Raw genomic sequence first — 22,743 nt, 5'->3', positions numbered from 1 at the left:
CATAAACGCCTTTGGCGTCCTTATATTTAAAGAAAGAGCACATGGATATCCATGTACTCTTTCTTGTTACAGCATATGATGGTCATCTGGATTACGTGCCCTGAGCATTGAAACTTACATTGATCGTGGATGCAGCGCCAGAATTCGCTGATTGATAGGATAGGCGGGTATATTTCAGGAATCTGGCTGGTACTATGACATCAACAGAGCCTGCTGCTAAAGGATTATCTCCTGTAGTATCGACGAAATAGTTCGTTCCATCAGCACTGATTTCCACACGTGTGTTGACTGGATTTGCCCCAGTATTATTAATGAAGAAGGAATACGTTCCCAGTACGCTCGTAGTAACGGCTGGCAGAGGAGTATAGGTATTAGCAGTCGCAATACCTGTAGTCGTCTGTTCTATAAAGCTGCGTTGTGAAATAGAAGTGACACTACTTAGCGTGCCGGCTGTGATTGTGGCTCCGAGCACGCTAGTAATGGTGCCGTCAAGGATGTTAGTAATAGTACCTGCGGAGGACAGAGTACCTGCAGTAATCGTAGCACCGAGCACGCTAGTAATGGTGCCGTCAAGGATGTTAGTAATAGTACCTGCGGAGGACAGAGTACCCGCAGTAATCGTAGCACCGAGCACGCTGGTAATGGTGCCGTTAAGGATATTGGTAACTGTGCCCGCGGAGGATAAAGTACCTGCTGTAATGGTCGCTCCAAGCACACTAGTGATTGTTCCCGCAGTAATCGTAGCACCGAGCACGCTAGTAATGGTGCCGTCAAGGATGTTAGTAATAGTACCTGCGGAGGATAAAGTACCCGCAGTGATTGTGGCGCCGAGTACGCTAGTAATGGTGCCGTTAAGGATATTTGTAACTGTACCTGCGGAGGACAAAGTACCCGCAGTGATTGTGGCGCCGAGTACACTAGTAATGGTGCCGTCAAGGATGTTAGTAATAGTACCTGCGGAGGACAAAGTACCCGCAGTGATCGTAGCGCCGAGCACGCTGGAAATCGTACCCTCTAGGATAATCGTTGTTAGATTTCCGCTTGGATCTGTAGTAAGCGGATGATCAATCAGCGAGGCATCCCGGCCGAATATAAGCGTTCGTAGATTATCAGGATTCGCTTGAAAAGAGCTATAGTTAGGCAAAGTTCCTCGTCCCTTCCTTATAAAATGATCAAGTAATACCTAAAAAGACTGGGCTTGGACGTATACACAATCTTGCCTAAACCCGTTGAATGTAGCGTAGAGGCGGAGAATCGAGTCCGCATTAAGCATAGATTCAGCACTAGCACTCTCATTTCTTTTGAAGCAACAATATCTTCTGAATCTAAAAATAATCAAAACTATTCGGGCGATTCTCCAGACGGACTCTAATAGAGTGATCTCCCTGATTCTTAACTGCATAAGAGATCATCGTTTTAGTTCAGCTTTCTTGTGTATTATTTTGCTGCACTTTTTAAGCACTAGGCCGTTATGGATTTCATTCATTTCCTGCGGGTTTTCTGGAACTCTATCCGTAAAAAGGCCCAAACCGTCGTTTGAGTCCTGAGCCTAATAAACCGCAGTTCAATAAGCCACGAACCGATAGGACAATCCTTAGCCATTCGAATGGTGTGATATTAATATATGGTGGGAAATAGGGGGTGATTGGGCTGGAAAAGCAAAAAAACGCACATTCCCACAACCTGTTACTAAGAGCGGCATAAAATGAGAGTAAGCTTAAGTAAGGGGAGGATATCTCATGCCGAACGACTCAGTATTCAATCAGAGTAGCCAGCCGCTTTTTACAGAACAAGTCAACACGTATGTTGCACCTGGTATAGATTCCGCTCCTGAAGGGGGAGCAGCAAAGGCGGGGCTATTGTTTGGAATCCAATTTACTTCTACGGTAACGACGGCTGCGCCGTTAGTTATTCAGATTAGTAATCCGGGAGGCAGCGGACGTACCTTGTATGTATCCCGTGTTACTGCCAGCTCAGCGACAGCGGCTGTTACTTTATCACTACTTCGGAACGCAACGGTCACCGGGACCACCGTCACACCGATTAATTATAATTTTGGGAGTGCGTTAACTAGTGTTATGACTGCTAGAACCTCAGCTGTTGCGCCTACTGGAAGTCCGGCCACTCTAGTATCTCTATTGCTGGCGGTCGGTCCGGTCATTGTTGATTTTACAGGACAAATTGTTGTTCCTCCCGGAAATTCCATCACTACCTCCATAACGATTGCATCGGGGTCTTCAGCGGCGACAACATCTATCAGCTGGTGGGAATATTAGAGACAGGAGGGGATAGATATGCCTAATCAATTTGTATTTAACGACAACGATCAACCTCTTTTTGTGGATATGATGAATACCTTCCAATCTCCAGATATCAGTGCGCCGCCTGAAATAAGCGCTTCGCAAGCCGCAGTCTTGTATTCAAGTAACACGTCCGCGTCTAGTTTGGTCGTACTTAGTCTTATTTCCGCAATCACTTCTATCCAAATTAGTAATGCTGTGGGTAGCGGAAAAACAGTATATATCTCACGTATAAACGGTAGTATCGGCGGCTCCTCTCTGCTATCGGCAATGTCAGGTAGCTTTACAATTGTAAAAGGAGGGACGGTAATCTCCCCTACAACCTTAACGCCAACGAATAATAACTTGGGTAGCTCGGCTACGAGTGCGATGACTGTTCAGTCTTCCACAGCAGCCATTAGCGGGGGGACGACGCTGTTCAATTATCAATTGGCACCGGGGGCATTCACACAGAACTTTACGGGCAGCATCATTGTCCCGCCTGGAACTGCTATTTGTGCTAATGTGACTTCATCCAGCTCTGCCATAGGGTTAACGATTACCTCAGCGCTGGGTCTTCTTTGGTGGGAACAATAGAGTTCTTGTTGTCAATCATTAATAGAGCGGAACCTTGACATCACTTGGGTTAAGGTTTTACATAAAAGGATGGAATGTATAGAAAATAAAGGGGATTGGCATTATACAATAAGGTTGCAAGTCAGATTGGAATGTGAAAAGAGGGACAATTATGGAAAGTTGTTTATTTATTCATGGCTTTACCGGAGGTGAGCATGAAATCTCCCCCTTGTCCCAGTTTATGGAGCAGCATAATTACCGTTCCAGAACGTTTACCCTGAAAGGGCATGGGGGGAGCAGGAATGATTTACTGCATTCGGATCGACATGATTGGCAGCAGAGTGCTGAAGATGAATTGACAGAGCTGTTAAAGACGGATGAAGGCGTTCATCTGATTGGCTTTTCAACCGGTGCTCTTATTGCTTCACATCTTTCTGTACGGTATAAACCCTGGATCAAATCTCTTACTTTATTGTCCACTCCCGTATTTCCGCTGAATCCCGTGGAGATCCTTAAGACTCTTGCAAGCTTTTCCATGCTAAAAACGTATATTAACAAATTCACTTCAACGCCCCCAAAGGCGACGAGAGAGTTTCAACGATTGGTCCGGGAAAGTTTTTCAATCTATCCGCATATTGAGACTCCAACCCTGATCGTGCAGGGGAAGCGAGATCATCTGGTGAAGACTAGAAGCGCTGACTATCTGCAGCATACGATTCCTACGACCCAAAAACAGGTGCTATTGGTGGATAACAGTGGTCATATGGTTTGTCATTGTGAAGATAGGGACCGAATCATGAGTGAAGTATTACATTTTATTCAGAGTGTAGGAAGCTGAGCATAATAGGTGAATAATCAACTCTAAAGAGCCCCGATTAAGGAGGCTCTTTTTCTTGTGAAGTTTAATTTATTATAGCTTGACAACGTATTCACAATCATGGTAATTTTTAGTTGGGAAACCGGTTTCCCTAAATTATTAATTTTTTTGTTATCACTGGGTGGGCTTGTTTTTTAATCAAGGAAGTAGGTTTTAGAGTGTTATGAATACGCTTTAATAAGAGAGGGAGATGCACGCAATGAAACGTAGGTTATGGTATGTACCCGTTCTAATTACATCTATTCTTCTTTCTACCGTGATTAATTTGTTTGTCTTAACACCGCAAAAGGCTGAAGCGGCCAGCATAGGCACGATTAATGAGAGCGACACTATTTATCAGATTATGGTTGACCGATTTAATGATGGAGATACTTCCAACAATGCTACTGGTGCGGCAATTCGCTATGGAGAAAACTCTGAGGAAGATTTCCGTTATATGAAAGGCGGAGACTGGCAGGGGATTATCGACAAGCTATCATATATTAAAAATATGGGCTATACCGCGATTTGGATTTCCCCAGTGGCTGAGCCACAAATGACTAACCGGGAAAACAATGGTACCGGTAAAAACACAGCCTATCACGGATACAACGTTAAGAACCCTAACGCTGCCAATCCATACTTCGGAACGAAGGAGAAGCTGAAGGAGCTCGTGGATTCCGCTCATGCGCTTGGCATCAAAGTAGTGATCGACGTTGTACCGAACCACGTCGGTGATTATATGCTAGGTTCCCAAGCCTATTATGATATCCCATCATTGCAGCCAGTAGCTCCGTTCAATAATCCAGCATGGTACCACCATAATGGAGATATTAACTGGTCTCTAGCAGATGGAAGATATGATCAGTGGGCGCAGGATCACTTAGAGAATCATGATTTGGGCGGGCTAGATGACATTGATTTCGATGTTCCTGCGGCTAAGCAGGCGATATTCGATTCTATCAAAGGCTGGTTTGATTATACAGGCGCTGACGGTGCGCGTGTGGATGCTGCCAAGCTGATGAAGCCAACAGATATTGGTGAACTACAAAATTATCTGGGTGTTAATACATTTGGCGAGAATTTCGACGGAAATGTTGAATTTGTCTCACGTTGGGTCGGAAACAACAAGGAGTGGGGTATGCTCGATTTCCCGATGTTCTTCTCCGTACTTAACAGCTTTGCTTATGGGCAGTCTTTTGAGTCCAATATTAAAAGCACCTTGGCACAGGATTCCTATTACAACGGGAATGCCAATCACATGGTTACCTTTATCGACAATCATGACCGCAACCGTTTTCTTACAGAAGCCGGGGGAAGCGTAGATAAGCTGCAGAACGCTTTGACCTTTATTTTTACAGTTCGTGGAACACCGGTTGTCTTCCAAGGGACAGAGCAGAACAAAGGCAATGGCAATAGTCAGATCATGACGGGCGGTATTGCTGATACTTGGAACCGTTGGTCTATGGTGAAAAGGGATACAAGCGGAAACGTGATCGAGAACTATTTTAATGAAAATGCCAGCACCTACAAACATGTAGCCAAACTTAATGAGATTCGTAAAAATAACCCAGCACTACGTACAGGTACTCAACGTGAAATGTGGGCTGCACAGAACTTATATGCCTTCTCACGTCGTATCGACAGTGGAACTAATCAAGGGCAAGAAGCTATCTCTGTATTCAGTAATCAATCTAATGGTTCGCAAACGGTAACCATCCCGCTGCGCGCTGAGAGTAGTTTGACCGCAGGGACAGTTTTGTATAATCAGCTGAATACTGCAGATACAGTGACCGTACAATCGGGCGGAGTAACTGGAAAGCAAATTACTGTAACCGTAGGTGCCAATTCAGCCAAAATCTATGCAAAACAACAACAGCCAACAGAAACAGTTCCTCCAACTACGCCAACCAACGTAACTGCAACTGTTCAAAATGCATCTAGCGCTTTGGTCAGCTGGACGGCTTCTACCGACAACGTAGGCGTAACTGGATATGAAGTTTATCGTAATGGTGTCAAGGTAGGCACAACGGCAACTACTTCCTATACGGACAATGGATTATCCGCCAGCACTACCTATAACTATACGGTAAAAGCATTTGATGCCGCAGGCAATCTATCACTTCTTAGTGCGATTGCGGCTGTGACAACACCAGCAGGGAACAGTGTCACGATTTACTATAAGCAAGGTTATACCTCGCCTTATATTCATTATCGCCCAGTAGGAGGTACATGGACGACAGCACCGGGTGTTGCTATACCTGTATCTGATGTAGCAGGATACAACAAAATAACGATTAATATCGGCTCAGCCAGCCAGCTTGAAGCATGCTTTAACAATGGCAGTGGCACATGGGACAGTAACGGGGGTAGCAATTATCTATTCGGTACTGGAACCTGGACTTATACGCCTACAGGAAGTATTACGTCGGGTGGACCAGTGACACCAACGTCGACGCCGACACCAACACCAACGGTAACGCCAACACCGACACCGACAGTAACGCCAACACCGACACCAACGGTAACGCCGACACCAACACCGACTCCGACAGTAACGCCAACACCAACGGCTACACCGATTGGCAACACGGCAACGATCTATTATAAGAATACGGCTTATAGCAGTTCGTACATTCATTACAAGCTGGACGGATCGACAGTCTGGACGACGGCTCCTGGTGAACAGCTTCAAGCTTCTTCTTTCCTAGGATATAAATCGATCACAATTCAGCTGGGCACTGCAGCCGGACTGACCGCAGCCTTTAATAATGGCAGTGGTACATGGGATAGCAACGGCAGCAGTAATTATCATTTTGATGCTGGGACCTGGAGTCTGGTGAACGGAAGCATCAGCGCAGGGGAACCTCAAGCAGACAGTGTGACGTTCCGTGTAAATGTTCCAGCGTCTACTCCGGCAAGCGGACCTGTGTATCTCACCGGTCCCTTCAACAGCTGGAATGCAGCGGATCCAGCTTATCAACTGACTAAAGGTAGTGATGGGGTGTATTCCATCACACTGAGCTTACCAGTAGGAACAGCGGTGCAATATAAGATTACGCGGGGCGCTTGGACTAATGTGGAGGTAAACTCGAACGGATCGGACATTTCCAATCGAACGCTTACTCCAGCAGGCGGCGTACAAACAGTGAATCTGACCGTGCAGCGTTGGAAAGATCTATAGGTTGCTATTCGAGTGGATCATAATACCTTTCACATGATAAGGAGCGGCCCCCGTGTGGGGCCGCTCCTTGGTAAGTAGTACGAAGTTTTTTCATTGCAGAAGGTACAATGGAATCTCTCAATTTGAACTGGAAGAATGAATCTACTGTACTTTGTGCAACAGAATTCAGGTGAAACCCTTTTTTTAGACGTTTTATGGAGAGTTGACTGCACAAAGTGCAATAGAATTGAATTTGATCCATTTTACAACGAATTCTGTTGCATTAAATGCAATCAAACCCGTAGTCCCATTAAGTTCCGTTAGTTCTGACTCGATCGAGTTCAGTCTACCTATTAAACCTTTCTAAGCTGACCTAATTTTAAGTAGTCAAATCACGAAGTTGCTCCAGAGAATGTAGTTCTCATCGTGGATTCACGGGGGATTAGTTCTGGCTCCATTAGCAAATGCTTGTGGGGCATATCATTGCCACGAATGCGTTCCATCAGCAGCTGCCCTGAAGATACACCCAGCTTGAACGTATCAATATTAAGTGAGGTTAAAGGAGGTGTTGTATAACGGGATAGCGGATATTCATCGAAAGCGGCGATGCCGAGTTCTGATGGAACATCAATTCCGAGTGCCTTTGCGGCTTGAAGCACCCCAAAGGCTACATAACTGTTCATGCACACAACTGAGTCTGGACGATCTTCGCGCTGCAGAAGCTCAAGTGCAGCGTGATAGCTGTCATGTTCATCAGCTTTGCAGTTAATGATCCATTGCTGGTGAACGGTAAGGTCAGCCTGCTGTAATGCGCTTAAGTATCCACCTAGGCGATGGGTATAAATTTTTTCCTGCTGCTGCCCGCCTAAGAAGGCTATCTTAGAATAACTCTGTTCGACGAGATGCTCGGTCAGCATGCTGCCGCCTGCTTCATTATCGAAATCAACCCAGCTTCCGGGGGTCATAATCTCTCCAATGGAGATGTAAGGAAACGCCAGTCGATTCAGTTCTTCAGATAGCTCATCGGTCAGCACGGAGTTGTTGGCAATAATACCGTCGACACGTTTGCTAAACACAAGCCTATTTAAAAAATGGCCTTCTGGACTACTATGTTGCACATTGGAAATGGTCAGCTCGTATTTTAATGGTGCAATTACGCTCTCGATTCCACCAATAATGTTGTAGAAGAATTGGTTCAGAAACTCACTTTCTTTAGACATATCGACCAGTAGGCCGATATTGCAGCTGCTTTGTTTGGCTAACCCAGTAGCAATACTGCTTGGTGTGTAGTTCATTTCCTTCATAATCTCTCGAACCTTTTGTTTCGTTTCCTGTGATATTTTTGGGGAATCATTTAGTACTTTAGATACAGTAGATTTGGCCACATTGGCTGCTTTGGCAATATCAGAAATCGTTACTTTCATCGTTGTCCCTCATAACTTGAAAACGGTATTTGTAACCATAATAACACAAATTTAGCAGTCTCTCTAATGATGAATGAACAGATAGATAGAACGATAAAAGTATAGAAGGAGTCCAAAAGTTATGTCTCAATCATGGTTTATATATCATACGAGTGAAGATCCATTTGCTTATCCTGTAGGTACAGGGACCCTGAAGCTCAGACTATTTACACAAGCCGGACAGCAATTATCCTGTACCGTTATCCACTCGGATCGTTATGATTCTCCGGGGCAAGAAGTTCCTTTACAGATGGAGCGGATTGGGTCGGCCGGTATTTACGAGATTCATGAAGCAATCATTCACACCAGCACTAGAAGATGCAGATATCTATTTCATATAGCGAATGCAGCGGGGGAGTATGTCTGGTATGGAGAAAGGGGCGCGTCGGAGAATCGGGAACGAGCAGGTTCTTTTCAATATGCATACCTTCATCATTCTGAGGCTTTGAAGCTACCTTCATGGAGCAAGGATGCGGTGACCTATCAAATTTATCCTAGCAGCTATAATGGTGGAACAATAAAGGGCATTACAGATAAAATACCCTATCTGCAGCAGCTTGGTGTGAATGCTATTTACATGACGCCTGTATTTGAGTCTCCTTCCGAGCATAAATATGACACCTCCGATTATTATAAGATCGACCCTGCATTCGGTGATGCAGAAGGATTGAAGGCGCTGGTCAGTGAGGCACATCGTCATGGAATTAAGGTCATTCTGGATGCCGTGTTTAATCATTCGGGAGATCAATTCTTTGCATTTAAAGATGTGATGGAAAAAGGCGAGCAGTCTCCGTATAAAGATTGGTTCTTTATTCGTTCTTTTCCCGTTATACAGACGCCTGCGCCGAATTATGAGACGTTTGCCAAGGCTGAAGCGCATATGCCAAAGCTGAATATGGACCATCTTGAGACGGCTAATTATATGATTAAAGTTGCCAAATATTGGATTCGAGAAACAGAGATCGACGGCTGGCGTCTTGATGTAGCGAATGAGGTCAACCCAGCTTTTTGGTCCCGATTTCGGCAAGAACTCAAGTCTGAATTTCCTGAAATCCTACTCATTGGAGAGATAATGCATGCTTCTGGGCCCTGGCTTAGAGGGGATCAATTTGATGGTGGTATGAATTATGTGCTTCGGGATGCCATGCTGGAATTCTTTGCAGAGCAGTCGACAGGGCCAGATCGCTTTATGGAGCAATTACTCCATCAGGAGGCGTTGTATAATGACCAGGCGAATTCGGCTATGTTTCAGTTGATTGGTAGTCATGATACGTTGCGTTTTCTTACAGCGTGTAAGGAAGGGGGACGTGGCTGGGACCGCGAGAGCACTGCAATACAACGTATGAGGTTGGCAGTTTTTTTTCAGATGACCTATATCGGTATTCCAATGATCTATTACGGGGATGAGGTTGGGATGGAAGGGGCCACGGACCCTCACTGTAGAAAAGCTATGGTATGGCAAGAGCAAGCTCAGAATACAGCGCTGCTGAAATGGTATCAAGAGCTGATCTTCTTAAGAAAAAGCTGTGATATTCTACGAAAAGGTACGTTTCGTCCTTGGTTCACAGATGAAGTCCGTAATGTGCTCGGTTATACGCGGGGTGTGGGTCAAGAGAAGATTGGGTTAATTATCAATAATTCTCCGAACGCGTACGAGCTTGAGCTTAATGCCTATCGTTCGGATAAGAATGTGCTAACCGATTTACTGTTAGGAGCAACTTTTAAAAATACTAACAAGCTTATAGTGAGTATTGAACCGTTTGGTTGTTTAATGTTGTATTAAAAATAGTATAAGGCCTCTCTCCAAAGAAGGGGCCTTATTGTTCATCAAGAAACGGGTCCTTATATTTCTCGCATAAACGCTTACTTTCCTTTAGGGACGCTAAAGGCGTTTTTCCTTGTTTGTAGCACTTTTTTTATTTTTGTTCTTTAGGTCTCTATACTCCTGATTCTCCCATTGTTTTAGCAACGGAAAAGGGTCAAAAGCCCATTCCGTAATCCCTCGGTCACGGTAGATGCCAAAATGTAGATGTGGCGGGAATTTCCCTTGTGTTCCTGGATTACCGTAACCTGAGCTGCCAACCCAGCCAATGATTTCACCTGGTGAGACGATATCTCCACGCGAAATAGATTTGTTATACCCGGATAAATGGGCGTAATAATGGTAACGGTTCTCGATATCACGAATCCCAATTCTCCAGCCGCCATAGCGGTTCCAGCCTTTAGTTTCCACTAGGCCGAAGCAGGTGCTGCGTACCGGCATGCCTTGTGGTGCAAAGAGGTCAGTCCCTTCGTGGATACGTGCCCCACCCCAGCTTCTGCCGGTTCCCCAAGTGCTACGATAAGAATAAGAATTACTTAAGGGAAGTGGAAAAGCACTACCTGATAGGTCAAGCCGCCCAAAATGTTCATATAGCTTGGCGAACTGAGCTATGCGCTGAGAGGCACGGCTATTGTGATAATATTCCCAAATACCAATGCTGAAATCATTAGCTGAATCACCATATTTCTGCAAGTGTCTAGCCATACTATATAGAACATCAGCATCATTCTCTGGATCGGCGATTCCATCTCCTGAGCCATCACGGCCGAAGCCGTTAAAGAAAGTGATGGATTTCGGAGAAGTATCCTCCTGATCCGGGTTGAGTGGACCGGACCATACGGGTGGTGGAATCTTGATTCCTGTTAGACGGTTGGAGACGGGCTTGTCTGAAGACCCTTTTTTTGCGATGGTGCGTTCATACTGATCAATGGCTGCGAATCTAAACCAAGGGATTCCAGTGGCTGCACTCATTTGATCATAAATCCCCCTACGGGCAGACCATATGGATTCCTTGCTAGCATTAACGGGATTGCCGCTGCTTTCCACCGATTGGACTGTAGCCTGTACTGCAGCTGCTGGAACGGGAAGGCCTAAACCACCCCAAAGGATAGCGGCCGCGGACAGACACAACATAGTTCTCCGGTTTTTAGTATTCTTAAATAGGGCCAGCAAGATAACAGCCTCCTTTTGTCCGGGCGTAGAATTGAATGTAGGCACTTCGGTTGAAGCTTTTTATTATAGATTGAAGCAAAAAGCTACTTTTTATCCGTTCTTGTCTAAAGGTACCAATAAATTCTCCGTCGGAATCGAAGTTGGTATGCCCTGCATATTTCACAAAAACAGGCAATTGTAAAGCGCACATGGTATAATATGAGGCAGCATCTTTCATCTGCAGCATCACATTTAGGAGGAAGCGGGGTTTATTATTTTGACGAACAAAACAGCAAAGCAGCCTAAGCCGGATTGGATTAGAATCAAGCTAACTACCGGTGATAACTATCAGGAAATCAAGAGCATGATGCGTTCTAAAACTTTACATACCGTATGTGAAGAAGCTAGGTGTCCGAATATTTATGAATGCTGGGCAAATCGAACGGCTACCTTTATGATTCTTGGTGATATATGTACTCGCGCATGCCGTTTCTGCGCTGTGAATACAGGGCTGCCGACAGAGTTGGACCTTCAGGAGCCTGAACGTGTAGCAGAAGCTGCAGAGGGAATGAACCTTCGCCATTGCGTGGTGACCAGTGTGGCCCGTGATGATCTTGCGGATGGTGGCGCCCAGATTTTTGCTGAGACGGTAGCGGCAATTCGTAAACGCCTTCCGTTATGTAGTGTTGAAGTATTGATTCCAGACTTCCTGGGAGAACGGAATAGTCTGGAGATTGTTATGAACAGTAATCCGGATATTCTTAACCATAATATCGAGACGGTGGAACGGATGTCAGACCGTGTACGGGCTAAAGCGAAGTATCGCCGTTCGATGGAACTGCTGCGCAGAGCCAAGGAAATGAAACCGGATATTCCTACCAAATCAAGCATTATGCTTGGAGTCGGTGAAGAGTGGGATGAGATTTTACAAGCAATGGATGATTTACGAGCCGTAAATTGTGATATATTGACTTTAGGACAATACTTGCAGCCTTCTCCAAAGCATTTAAATGTGGAGAAATATTATCCACCGGAGGAATTTGCGCTGCTTAAGGAAGAGGGATTGAAGCGTGGCTTTAGCCATGTGGAATCAGCCCCGCTTGTGCGCAGCTCTTATCGTGCGCATGAGCAGGTGAAGTCTGCCGCTCAAGCTCGTGAGGATCGTGCGGTTTCTTCTAGTTAATTTTTTTGAAATAGTGACAAAGTCACAAAAAGGTTTTATTAAGGAGAGGGTTGAAGGAGCGATAGCGTTCTGAAACACTCAGCGCATAGGTTACACATAAAAAAACGTTGATTTGAGTCATTGGAGAGAAATGTTGGAGCTGTAGGAGCGTTAGCGTTCGCCTGAAAGCTTTCCGAAGGAAAGCTAGCATCGTAAGCATACACTGTTGATTAATTTCAACCGCTGATGCGGTTCAAATAAAAGAAATTAATCAACAACAGCGACCGATAGCCCAATATTTCTCGGAAATGACGGCATAATCAACGTAAAGACCCCCAAAGAAAGGCAGGCGGCAAAAGGTTTGATCGTTATAGGCGGAAAAGGCTACGAACTAATGTTAGATCATAAGGATGGTTGGAATCCGGAGGCGTTTCGCGGAAGATATAGTGAAGTGCTGGAAAGATACGACTACATTATTGGTGACTGGGGTTACAGTCAGCTGCGTTTGAAAGGCTTTTACCGGGACAACCACCCTAAGGTGAATCGGGATACAGCGATTTCTGGCATGGTCGATTATATTAATGAATATTGCAATTTTGGCTGCGCATATTTTGTGTTGCATAAATTAAAAGAGGTACCACAAGAAGGCATGTTCAAGGATATTCTGATCAAAGAAATACCAGAGCCGAGTGAGGAAGACGATTCGGAGCTAGAAGCTGAAGATAATGATGGAACGGCTACAGAAAAAGAGTTCTCCTCTAAAGAAACGTCATCCAAGCAAGGCTCTAATTCATCAGCTGCATTTAAAGAGATGACTTCTGCTAAGGATAGACCCTTGAGAGAACATCAAAGCCGAAATCACCGGAGTAAGGATTCGCAGGGGAAGAAATCCAAAAAGGAATTTCAAAGCAGACCACCACAAGGTCAGTCCCAAAAGCCCCAAAACACACAAAAGCCTCAAAATAATCAAAATAATCAAAATCCACAAAACGTAGAGAATCCACAATCTTAATGATAAAAGCTGACCATAAGTAGAGTCCTTCTACGAATGAGAAGCTTTTTTTTAAATACATGCTATACAATTATCGCATAAACGCTTACCGTCCATTTGGGACGCCGAAGGCGTTTTTGCTTGTTTGAAATGGATTTCGTACAAAAAATAAAGGCAGCAAACCTCCATCTATGGGGAATTGCTGCCTTTTCTTATGGATTATTTTACAGATAATTTCAATTGCTTCTGTGTAGCATTGTAACTCCATGCGAGCGCCGGGAACTTCTTCTTAAAAGCATTTAATTCAATGTAGGTCTCACCATTCTGGGATAGCGCCTCTTTGGAGGAAATCGTAAAGCCGGTGGACGTGCCTGTTCCGCTCTTTACGATGACCTTCTTGTTCTTGGCATCCCAGGTGATCTCGCCTTCCACAAGTGCAGCCAGCACAAGCGAAGAAGCATAAGTTTTATCGCCTTGCTTCACAAGACCGACATTACCAGCAAAAGGAAGTCCATTGATATTTAAGATATGATGATCTCCGGTGACTTCTAAAGTCTTCATTCCAGCAATCTGCAAGGCGGTAATCAGCTGTGCAGTTTTGCCTTTAACCACAATATCCGGTGCCAGACCGATGTGATTAAAGTCTTCTTTTTTAGGTGTTAGATATTTCTGTGTGGTTAATTTCAGCATGTCGCCATTAGACACCGCTATTAGGCTTTGAATACGCGCTTTGCCATAAGAACGAGTGCCTACGACAGTAGCCAGCTTGTTGTCACGTAGGGCGCCAGTAAGCGCTTCTGATGCACTTGCCGTATATTCGTTGGTTAGAATTACGACGGGTACACCGATTTTGCTCCCACTAGTAATCGTTACAGGCGTTAACGCTCCACTTTGATCAGAGGTATACATCATGATGCCTTTATCCATAAAGTTAGAGACAATGTTGTATGCTGAATCCATATAGCCACCCAAGTTATCACGTAAATCAAGCACCATGGATTTCATTCCAGCTGCACGCATCTTCTTCAGCATAGCGGCGAATTCTTCGTCAGAATTCTGGGTGAAACCACTTAGCGAAATATAGGCAATCTTCGGACCAATGAGTGTTCCAAAAACAGAAGTTGAGTTCAATTCATTACGGGTAACAGCATAAGATTTTGTGACTCCATTTCTGAGGATCAGCAGGGTGACCTTGGTGCCTGCGGTCCCACTCAGTTCCGAATCATCCGTTTCGTCAACAGGTATTCCGTTAATTTTGAGAATTGTATCGCCGCGTTTCAGGCCTGCCTTTTCTGCTGGAGAGCCTGGAGAAATTTCTTCGATGTAGAGTTCTGTCGGCTTATATTGTAGTTTAACGCCGATGCCAACGTATTCGAGATCAACCGAATGTTCAAATTGCGCCGCTTCCTCGGAGTTGAAGTATTGGCTGTATGGATCATCCAGTGTATTCACCATGCCGTCAATTGCTCCGCGAATCAATGTTTCCTTATCTACATCTGAAAGGTTGTAGTTCTCCAATAACTTCATAACTTCATTAATAAGTTCACTGTTGTCTGTGGAAGCCTTAGCGGCATCAGCAACTGAAGCTAGCGGAGCAAATGTAATAGATAAAGCTAGACAGCTGGTTAACAGTGCACTTATTACTTTTTTAGATTTCATGGAATCAAACATCCTTTTTATTAGGATTTCACAAGTTTATTGTAGACGTTATATGTGTTACCCACTGTCCATACACCGGTATCCGACTTGGATAGAATATAGATAAGACCCTGCTCGTAAGTCTCCTCTTCACTAGCTTCCTTGTCTTTGCTTTCTACATATATTGCTGCTTCTTTGGCAGTGTAGTAATAGATATTTGAAATGCCTGGCGTATAGGTAATATCGTACGAAGCGAAGAAATCATCCAAATCCGCTTTGATTGAGGAATCATATTCTTCCCCATATGAAGTCATCGTGGCAAGAACTGCAGTAGAATTCTCTTCATTCATTGCTTGATAATACTTGGTAATCATTCCTTTAATGGCATCCGCATCATTTTGAGGGATGTTGGCTGCTGGTTTTAGGGCTTGTTCTCGAGTAAGGAGAATGCTTGAGCTTTGGGATTCCACGGATGATATCTTCCAGTTTCCGTTCTTACGGACCAGGGTATAAATGTATTCATCCTCTGTATCTGGAGTATAGGCCCCACCTGTTCTGCGAGAACTTTCAAGCGTATACACAGTGGCTTCGTCAGCCTTCATGTCGAGGATTTCCAAACTATCAATCGTATTCTTTATGTCGAAAGCTTTAAAAGATTCATTGAGTTCGGCCACGGATTCTGCGTCAGAGGACTCCTCCATAAGGGAATAGAAGCTAGTCGCGTTTTCTTCATTGAAATACTTATTCGACAAACGAACTAATGCTGTAATGGCTGCTTCGTCCTTATCTTTGGAGACAGGAGTAGTAATCTGTACACTTCTACTGGAGGAATTCCAGACGGCAGTGCCCCCGGTTGCCTCGGCAATAAAACGCAAAGGAATGTATGTAGTGCCAGCTGATGAGACTGGTGCGGTGGTTAGTTTTTTTACAGTTCCGTTAACAGTAGCGCGGTTGCTGCCGATTGTGAGGGTAATTGCAAGATTTGAGCTTTTACCAGTTACCGTTCCAGTCTTGGCATCCCAGAGCACTTGAAGTCCAAGCTTCTCAAAGACAACCCGGAAAGGCACAAGGACAGAATTGTTCGCTAAGTATGGGGATCCAGCGGTGAAGGAAACCTTACTTCCGTTGATATAAACATCAATGGGTTTCGATGCTGCAAAAGCCGGGACCGCAAGTACGAGGGCCAGTAGACTTATGCTTAAGAGGGATAATAATTTTTTCAACAGTACTCTCTCCTTTTATGTAACTCTTTGTAAAATAGCCTCATTATACCATTTGGCTTCTCTCTCAGTCTATCAGCTGGTGTTAGTTTTGTCACACAAAAAAGCCGGAGAAATAAATATCTCCAGCCACTGAAAAACGTTGGATCGAAGGTTAATCTTAAACCAGAAAAGCTTCACGAACACGGTTCCAGAATGGAAAAGGACGGTACCTGGCGAAACTGACTTTTTTGTCCGATACTTGGCATCTTACTGAAATCAAATCGTCTACTGGGATATTGTTATGATCGATCGTGAGTAGTAAGCGCTGATCCTTACATGAAAGAATGTCGCAATGGTGATGCTTCGGCAGTAGTAAGGGCGATCCCATTGTTCGAAATACACGATTGTTAATTGAGGCAATTTCGGCAATCTGTAGCGCTTCTATAGATGGGTGAACCATGGCCCCTCCGAGGCTTTTGTTGTAGGCAGTGCTGCCAGAAGGGGTAGAAATACAAAGTCCATCGCCCCGGAACATCTCGAAGGTAACATCATTGATGTCCACTTGAATCATGATAGTTCCATCTACCCCTTTAAGGGTAAATTCATTTAGGGCAATGTGGGACGAAGAACCGGATTTCTTGTGAATTTCCAGCTCTATTAACGGATATTTCACGATACGGGGCTTCTGGGGTCCAGAGTCGCCAGTTCCGCACATATAGTCGATTAAAGTGGGCAGCTCTTCCGCTTGCCAGTCCGCATAGAAGCCTAAGTGTCCTGTGTGCACACCTACAAAGGCTAAATTGGGGATTTGGTCGATAAAGGTATGAAAAGCGTGCAGCATTGTGCCGTCTCCGCCAATAGAGATGACGATTTCGGGAGACTCGGCATCCAGTTGCAGGTCCCGCTCCGCCGCCAGCTTGTGAAACTGCTCGGCAAGTTTGATTGATAGTTCATCACCGCGGTCCAGAACATAATATCTCAAGATGTACAGGCTCCTTTTGTATAATTCAGTCATACACCGATCATAATCAATCTTGACCCGGAACACAATATGTTAATCAACTTCGCCTTATCCATCGAATCATTGCCATGAAAGCAGGGATAAGCAGTGAGACTAGAATTGCGGCAGTTAATAATAGGCTGAGCAGAGCGAGGCTAGCCGTGATCCCTGTGGCAGAAGGTGTAAAGACAACGGAGGCTGGAAATGATACCCATGCAGTAGACAGTCCTGTGTTCATCACAGGGCTCCAGAGCAGTAAGACCAATCCTGATGCGAGTAAAGCGTGAATTAGACGTGCAGTTAAAAATGGAAGATACCGCAGCCCGGTACCATTCAGAATACTAGCCACCTGGGCATGTACAGATAATCCGCCCCAAGAGAGAATAAAGGCCGCTGCCGCTACCTTGAACTGGAGCGGGATGGAAGAAGCGGCTTCACCCGCTGAACGTGCACCGATAGTCACCTCAAAGAATCCGCTTATGAGGGCCTGAGCTAGCTCCGGAGGACCACCCACAAGGGACACAAGATTTCCGGTCATGCTAAAGAGTGAGGACAGAATTCCGGCGCGGGCAAGTAGTTCCATTAGCACATTGAAGAATACAACCAAACCACCTACGACAATAATAAGCTTTAGCGAGGACTGGATCGCACCCTTTAAAAGCTCACCAAAGCTCCGTCCATCTTTGCGCCGGGCCTCCTCCATGGCAAGAAGTGCTGCATGGATTCTTCCAAACCCTTTTTTTGCTGGAGCAGAGGGGGTAGCAGAACTAGTAAGGGATGGGTCTTGGGATGGAGATCTCTGTTCTTTGCGTCCATGGAACGACATTAGCAAGCCAACAATCAAACCACTCCCGTAGTGGGCGAGGGCAAGGATGAGCCCCAACGAAGCGTCTCGAAAGAAGCCAACGGACACTGCACCTAACAGAAAGATTGGATCGGAAGAGGTTGTGAAGGCTACTAAACGTTCGCCCTCTACTCTGCTAATCAGATTCTGTTCCCGCAGTTTAGCGGTTAATTTAGCGCCAACAGGATATCCTGATACATATCCCATCGCAGCGACAAACCCACCGCTACCTGGTATACCAAAAAGAGGACGCATCAACGGATCGAGCAGTGCACCGAAGAGATGAACGATCCCTAAGCCTAGCATGATTTCGGAAATGACGAAGAATGGAAATAGGGAGGGGAATAACACATCCCACCAGATGGCCAGGCCTCGTAAGGCTGCGCCAAGGGATGCCTCCGGATGAAGCAGCATCAGCAGCATACTGCCCGCCAATGTCAATCCCAGCAGTGGGCCGCCAATCTTTTTAAAAGTCATAATTAACGCCTCCTGATCTATGGTTAGATGTATGCGAAAAGAAGGACAAACAGCACAAAAAAAATAAAGGAAGCGGTTACATTAATCTGTGCTTTTTCGCTTTAAATATGATATTATGTAAATAAGAAATGCACCCTCTGTTACAAGAATAAATGGGATGGAGTGTTGGCGATGAGCGTTGTAGCCGGAGTTCTCGTTTGTGCTTTTGTATATGTGATCCGGGTCTCTCTCGTCCCTGCAGGTGATGAGGAATTTCGGACCTACTGACAATAACTTCCAGACGCTAAACTATGGTTTAGCGTCTTTTTTCTGCCCGGTAGGGGCACTTTCGACGGATATCCGAGGAGTGCTTTTTTTTGGTATAATAAAAATAAGAAACGTTTCATTAATATGGAAGAAAGCTGGTAACCTCAATGAATCCAAATGAGAGTATATATGAGAACCTAGGAGGAGCTGAGGCGCTACATCGATTGGTGGAAGTGTTCTATGCCAAAGTGCAGCTTCATCCGCAGCTGGGTCCGTTATTTCCTAAAGACATTTCTCCTGTTCTGGAGAAGCAGTATCAATTTCTGACGCAGTTTTTTGGCGGTGGCCCACTGTATTCAGAACTACATGGACATCCCATGATGAGAGCTAGACATATGCATATTCCCATTACTCCAGAACGTGCTGAAGAATGGCTGCAGTGTATGAAAGAGGCGCTCGTGGAGACTGGCGTAGAAGAACCGCTACGTTCCTTCGTGCTTAGTCGCCTTGCAGGTCCCGCACATCATTTTGTTAACATGCCCCAGGAGTAATAAGGGACAGGTTGATCCTGAAAGGAATGAGAGTACTTGCCAGACTTAATACCCCTATATTCTATTAAGGTCAAATGTTGCAATTGTGAACATGAATTTTCAACCTCTCGCGTACGCCCTAGCCTGAAAAAGGCTATCCGCCGCGATGCTGATTTTTGCGCATATTACAAAAACGAGAATCCGGATTATTATGTTGTACGTGTCTGCCCGAGTTGTGGGTTTGCCTCTACAGAAAATTCAGCGGACAAGCTGACGGATCTGCAGCGAAAAGCATTTAATGAACAGGTAGGAAAACGATGGAAGAGCCGTGACTTTGGGGATAAACGAAGCTGGGAAACTGCACTTGAGACCTATAAACTGGCGCTTTTATGCGCTCAAAGTATTAACGATAAGGATCGAATTATTGCAAGTCTGCTTCATCACATTGCCTGGTTGTATCGGTATCAAGGGAATACGGAACAGGAACAACGCTTTTTGCGCTATTCATTAGCTGAATATGTGAAGGTATACGAAAAAGACGGAATAGCTGGCAATGATGCCCGGCTCATGTATCTTATCGGCGAACTTAACAGGCGCATCGGAGAGTTCTCTGTGGCTGTAATGTGGTTCTCCCGCCTGATTAATGATCAGAAGATTATGGATGCTGCGATGATTCGAGCTGCCAGGGAGCAGTGGGTTGTGCTAAGAGAGCAAATGCGCGGCGAAGCTGTAGATATTGATGCCGATGGATTGCCTTCAGGTTCTTAAAGCTTTACGAACAACAAAAAGCGCAGAAGAGAGTAATGCTCTCGTCTGCGCTTTATAAAAATGTTAATATTGGGATTTAGATTACCTTCTATTTATCGGACTGCCCGATCGAATAGGAGGTAATCTCCGTCGTTATCTACAACTGTGGGACTGGCGCTGCAACATGGGAAGACAAGCAGTTTTTTCTTGCCGTCACGAACGATTTGCAATTCTTTTGGCTTCATAGGGAGAAGGACATTCTCCGAGCTGCAGAAAGGGCAGTACTGCACATACATATCGCCTAAAATAATATCATAAGGCCAGGTATGACTAAAGGGAATCATTGTGAATCCTTCCCAGAAGGAGACTCTTCATTTCCATCCTCAGCTTGCGGTGAATTCTGCTTTTTGGATAGCTCAGCTATTTTTTGCAGTAAAATATGTTGGGGCATATGCATCAAGTGTTCCAGTGGAACGCCTAGTTGCTTGGATAACGTTATGGCTGTTTCCGGTGAAATTTGTAGTGGCTTCATATGGATGCCCTCCTAAAGTTTATCGGCTATGAATGTTCCCGTATCGTTATTCACTTTACCATGGTGTTAAGTCAATTACAAAGAAAACCAAATGAAAGCAAAGGAATGGTGAGTACAGATGAAACAACCATTATCACTAACTTGGGAACTCGATTCCATATTTCCTGGAGGATCGTCTTCCTCTGAGTTAGAAAGCTTTTTAAAGAATCTTGAACAAGATATTGCTGCCTTACAGCGTCTGGTGAAGAATGCTGTGGCTCCAACGGATGTTGAGTCTACAAAGGCGCTGGACGAGGTTATAGAACTGCTTCAGAGCTGTTCAGGAAGACTTGTGGAGGTCTCTTCCTTCGCAGACTGTCTGGGTGCTCAGAATCAAATGGACAAAGGTGCGGTAAGACTGGCGGCCCGAGTGACAAGTATGCGAGCTGGATTCGAAGGCATTAGCTCACAATTCAGTAATGTGCTTCGTCAGACTACGGACAAGGTATGGGCAGAGTGGATGGCACGTCCGGAGATTGCTCCTTTAACGTTCGTGCTGAGCGAGAGCCGTGACTTGGCTCGTGAGAAGATGAGCCCAGAACTGGAAAGCTTAGCGCTGGAGCTAGCCGTTGATGGCTATCATGGATGGAGCGGGCACTATGATACGATTGTAAGCTCGATTAAGATCCCATTTGAGGATGAAGAAGGAACAAAGCTGCTCTCCGCAGGTCAAGCCTTTAATAAACTGGATGACCCAGATCCAAAAGTACGTCAATCCATGTTTCGCAAATGGGAAGAAGCATGGACCGAAGCAGCAGATAACTGTGCGGATACCTTGAATCACTTAGCGGGCTTTCGTCTGAAGCTCTATAAAGGTAGAGGTTGGGAAGATATTCTGAAAGATCCACTAAGCATCAATCGTATGTCACAAGATACTTTGAATGCGATGTGGGACGTGATTACAAATAGCAAGCCTGCACTTGTGGCCTATCTTCAGCGTAAAGCAAAGCTGCTTGGACAGAATGCTCTCTCATGGGTCGATGTTGAAGCGCCTGTGGGCAAATCCTCAGGTAAAATTCCATATGATCAGGCTGCTAAAGATATCGTTACCCAGTTCCGCAAATTTAGTCCTAAGATGGCTGAGTTTGCAGAGCGTGCTTTTGATAATAACTGGATTGAGGTTGAGGATCGTCCGGGGAAACGCCCTGGAGGTTTCTGTACATCCTTACCTGAGAGTAAGGAATCACGGATTTTCATGACTTATAGTGGTACAACTTCCAATGTTTCAACCTTGGCGCATGAGCTGGGACATGCTTATCATTCTTATTTGCTGGATGATCAACCCGTATTTAATCAGAACTACGCTATGAACGTTGCAGAGACCGCCTCAACCTTCGCAGAGGTCATTGTGTCTGATGCTCAGGTCAAAGCCGCTAGCAACGCTGAAGAGAAGCTGGCGCTTCTTGAAACGAAAATTCAAAACAGCGTGGCCTTTTTTATGAACATTCATGCTCGCTTCTTGTTCGAGACTCGTTTTTATGAGAAACGTAAAGAAGGACTTGTGAATGCTGAGGAGCTGTCTGAATTGATGGTGGAAGCACAGAAGGAAGCCTTCTGTGGGGTACTTTCGGAATATCACCCTCATTTCTGGGCTTCTAAGCTGCATTTTTATATCACAGATGTACCGTTCTATAATTTCCCTTACACCGTTGGTTACATGTTCAGCACAGGCTTGTATCGACTGGCTCTGCAAGAAGGAGCGTCCTTTGCAGACAAATACGATAGCTTGTTGCAAGATACTGGTGTGATGACTTTAGAGGATTTAGTATTTAAGCATCTGGGTGTGGATCTTACGAAGCCAGACTTCTGGCAAGGCGCTACAGATTTGATCGTAGCTGACATTAACGAGTTCTTGGAGATGACGGAGCAATTAGTTTGAAAAAGTCTAAACTAAGACAAATTTAACGGTAGAAAAAACAAGGATTTTTCAGCATGAACACGCAAAAGCCCCTGATATAGGGGCTTTTTTTAATGGTAAAATGTCGAAAAAACACGATTTTTAAAAACAAATGTACGAATAATCT

General features: G+C 44.9%; 19 protein-coding genes. 10 read left to right on the top strand and 9 right to left on the bottom strand.

Translation table 11 applies throughout. The features are described from left to right. Positions 1–91: 91 nt before the first annotated feature. Positions 92–1,144, bottom strand: a complete 1,053-nt coding sequence (locus tag UQ64_RS30320; RefSeq protein WP_060625595.1) for a DUF6385 domain-containing protein — start codon at positions 1,142–1,144, stop codon at positions 92–94. 595 nt (positions 1,145–1,739) lie between these two features. Between UQ64_RS30320 and UQ64_RS22090 the strand changes: the two genes are divergently transcribed. The 4 genes from UQ64_RS22090 (at position 1,740) to UQ64_RS22075 (ending at position 6,895) form a co-directional block, all read left to right on the top strand. Further along, positions 1,740–2,276, top strand: coding sequence for a hypothetical protein (locus tag UQ64_RS22090; RefSeq protein ID WP_060625594.1), 537 nt, complete (start codon positions 1,740–1,742; stop codon positions 2,274–2,276). Between the two features lie 18 nt (positions 2,277–2,294). After that, positions 2,295–2,876, top strand: coding sequence for a hypothetical protein (locus UQ64_RS22085; RefSeq protein ID WP_060625593.1), 582 nt, complete (start codon positions 2,295–2,297; stop codon positions 2,874–2,876). Positions 2,877–3,027: 151 nt separating this feature from the next. After that, positions 3,028–3,693: an alpha/beta hydrolase gene (locus UQ64_RS22080; protein WP_060625592.1), complete on the top strand. Its 666-nt coding sequence runs from the start codon at positions 3,028–3,030 to the stop codon at positions 3,691–3,693. Positions 3,694–3,931: 238 nt separating this feature from the next. Beyond that, on the top strand, positions 3,932–6,895 hold the full coding sequence (locus UQ64_RS22075; protein WP_060625591.1) for an alpha-amylase family glycosyl hydrolase: 2,964 nt from the start codon (positions 3,932–3,934) through the stop codon (positions 6,893–6,895). 371 nt (positions 6,896–7,266) lie between these two features. On the opposite strand, the gene UQ64_RS22070 is transcribed toward UQ64_RS22075, so the two are convergent. After that, positions 7,267–8,298: a LacI family DNA-binding transcriptional regulator gene (locus tag UQ64_RS22070; protein WP_060625590.1), complete on the bottom strand. Its 1,032-nt coding sequence runs from the start codon at positions 8,296–8,298 to the stop codon at positions 7,267–7,269. Between the two features lie 121 nt (positions 8,299–8,419). Here UQ64_RS22070 and UQ64_RS22065 point away from each other — a divergent pair, with 121 nt between their 5' ends. Next, positions 8,420–10,120: a glycoside hydrolase family 13 protein gene (locus tag UQ64_RS22065; RefSeq protein ID WP_060625589.1), complete on the top strand. Its 1,701-nt coding sequence runs from the start codon at positions 8,420–8,422 to the stop codon at positions 10,118–10,120. A 99-nt stretch (positions 10,121–10,219) separates the two neighbouring features. On the opposite strand, the gene UQ64_RS22060 is transcribed toward UQ64_RS22065, so the two are convergent. Next, positions 10,220–11,332 carry a M23 family metallopeptidase gene (locus UQ64_RS22060; RefSeq protein ID WP_245238147.1) on the bottom strand — a complete coding sequence of 371 codons (1,113 nt, stop codon included), beginning with the start codon at positions 11,330–11,332 and terminating at the stop codon, positions 10,220–10,222. Positions 11,333–11,588: 256 nt separating this feature from the next. Between UQ64_RS22060 and lipA the strand changes: the two genes are divergently transcribed. Both lipA and UQ64_RS30310 read left to right on the top strand, forming a co-directional pair. Continuing rightward, positions 11,589–12,494, top strand: a complete 906-nt coding sequence (gene lipA / locus UQ64_RS22055; RefSeq protein WP_060625588.1) for a lipoyl synthase — start codon at positions 11,589–11,591, stop codon at positions 12,492–12,494. A 340-nt stretch (positions 12,495–12,834) separates the two neighbouring features. Then, complete coding sequence (locus tag UQ64_RS30310; RefSeq protein ID WP_156417641.1) at positions 12,835–13,485, top strand: YutD family protein; 651 nt, start codon at positions 12,835–12,837, stop codon at positions 13,483–13,485. 198 nt (positions 13,486–13,683) lie between these two features. Here the strand turns inward: UQ64_RS30310 and UQ64_RS22045 are convergent, their stop codons facing one another. The 4 genes from UQ64_RS22045 to ylbJ form a co-directional block, all read right to left on the bottom strand. Next, complete coding sequence (locus UQ64_RS22045; RefSeq protein ID WP_060625587.1) at positions 13,684–15,123, bottom strand: S41 family peptidase; 1,440 nt, start codon at positions 15,121–15,123, stop codon at positions 13,684–13,686. A 20-nt stretch (positions 15,124–15,143) separates the two neighbouring features. After that, positions 15,144–16,325 (bottom strand): copper amine oxidase N-terminal domain-containing protein, encoded by a 1,182-nt coding sequence (locus UQ64_RS22040; RefSeq protein WP_060625586.1) that lies wholly within the window; start codon positions 16,323–16,325, stop codon positions 15,144–15,146. A 157-nt stretch (positions 16,326–16,482) separates the two neighbouring features. Beyond that, positions 16,483–17,286: an NAD kinase gene (locus UQ64_RS22035; RefSeq protein WP_060625585.1), complete on the bottom strand. Its 804-nt coding sequence runs from the start codon at positions 17,284–17,286 to the stop codon at positions 16,483–16,485. Positions 17,287–17,362: 76 nt separating this feature from the next. Beyond that, positions 17,363–18,625, bottom strand: a complete 1,263-nt coding sequence (ylbJ, locus tag UQ64_RS22030; RefSeq protein ID WP_060625584.1) for a sporulation integral membrane protein YlbJ — start codon at positions 18,623–18,625, stop codon at positions 17,363–17,365. Between the two features lie 413 nt (positions 18,626–19,038). Between ylbJ and UQ64_RS22025 the strand changes: the two genes are divergently transcribed. Further along, the gene (locus UQ64_RS22025) at positions 19,039–19,422 is read left to right on the top strand and encodes a globin domain-containing protein (protein WP_060625583.1); all 384 of its coding nucleotides are present in this window, start codon (positions 19,039–19,041) and stop codon (positions 19,420–19,422) included. A gap of 36 nt (positions 19,423–19,458) precedes the next feature. Then, positions 19,459–20,169 (top strand): DUF2225 domain-containing protein, encoded by a 711-nt coding sequence (locus UQ64_RS22020; protein ID WP_060625582.1) that lies wholly within the window; start codon positions 19,459–19,461, stop codon positions 20,167–20,169. A gap of 92 nt (positions 20,170–20,261) precedes the next feature. Here the strand turns inward: UQ64_RS22020 and UQ64_RS22015 are convergent, their stop codons facing one another. Continuing rightward, complete coding sequence (locus tag UQ64_RS22015) at positions 20,262–20,492, bottom strand: hypothetical protein (RefSeq protein ID WP_060625581.1); 231 nt, start codon at positions 20,490–20,492, stop codon at positions 20,262–20,264. Then, positions 20,489–20,680, bottom strand: coding sequence for a YycC family protein (locus UQ64_RS22010; RefSeq protein ID WP_042130920.1), 192 nt, complete (start codon positions 20,678–20,680; stop codon positions 20,489–20,491). The genes UQ64_RS22015 and UQ64_RS22010 overlap by 4 nt, the downstream gene beginning before the upstream one ends. 118 nt (positions 20,681–20,798) lie before the next feature. Between UQ64_RS22010 and UQ64_RS22005 the strand changes: the two genes are divergently transcribed. Further along, complete coding sequence (locus UQ64_RS22005; protein ID WP_060625580.1) at positions 20,799–22,598, top strand: M3 family oligoendopeptidase; 1,800 nt, start codon at positions 20,799–20,801, stop codon at positions 22,596–22,598. Positions 22,599–22,743: the final 145 nt, after the last annotated feature.

It is taken from the genome of Paenibacillus etheri (genome assembly GCF_001012825.1).
In the GTDB taxonomy this organism is placed as follows: domain Bacteria; phylum Bacillota; class Bacilli; order Paenibacillales; family Paenibacillaceae; genus Paenibacillus_AQ; species Paenibacillus_AQ etheri.
This window is presented reverse-complemented; position numbering and strand designations above follow the sequence as displayed.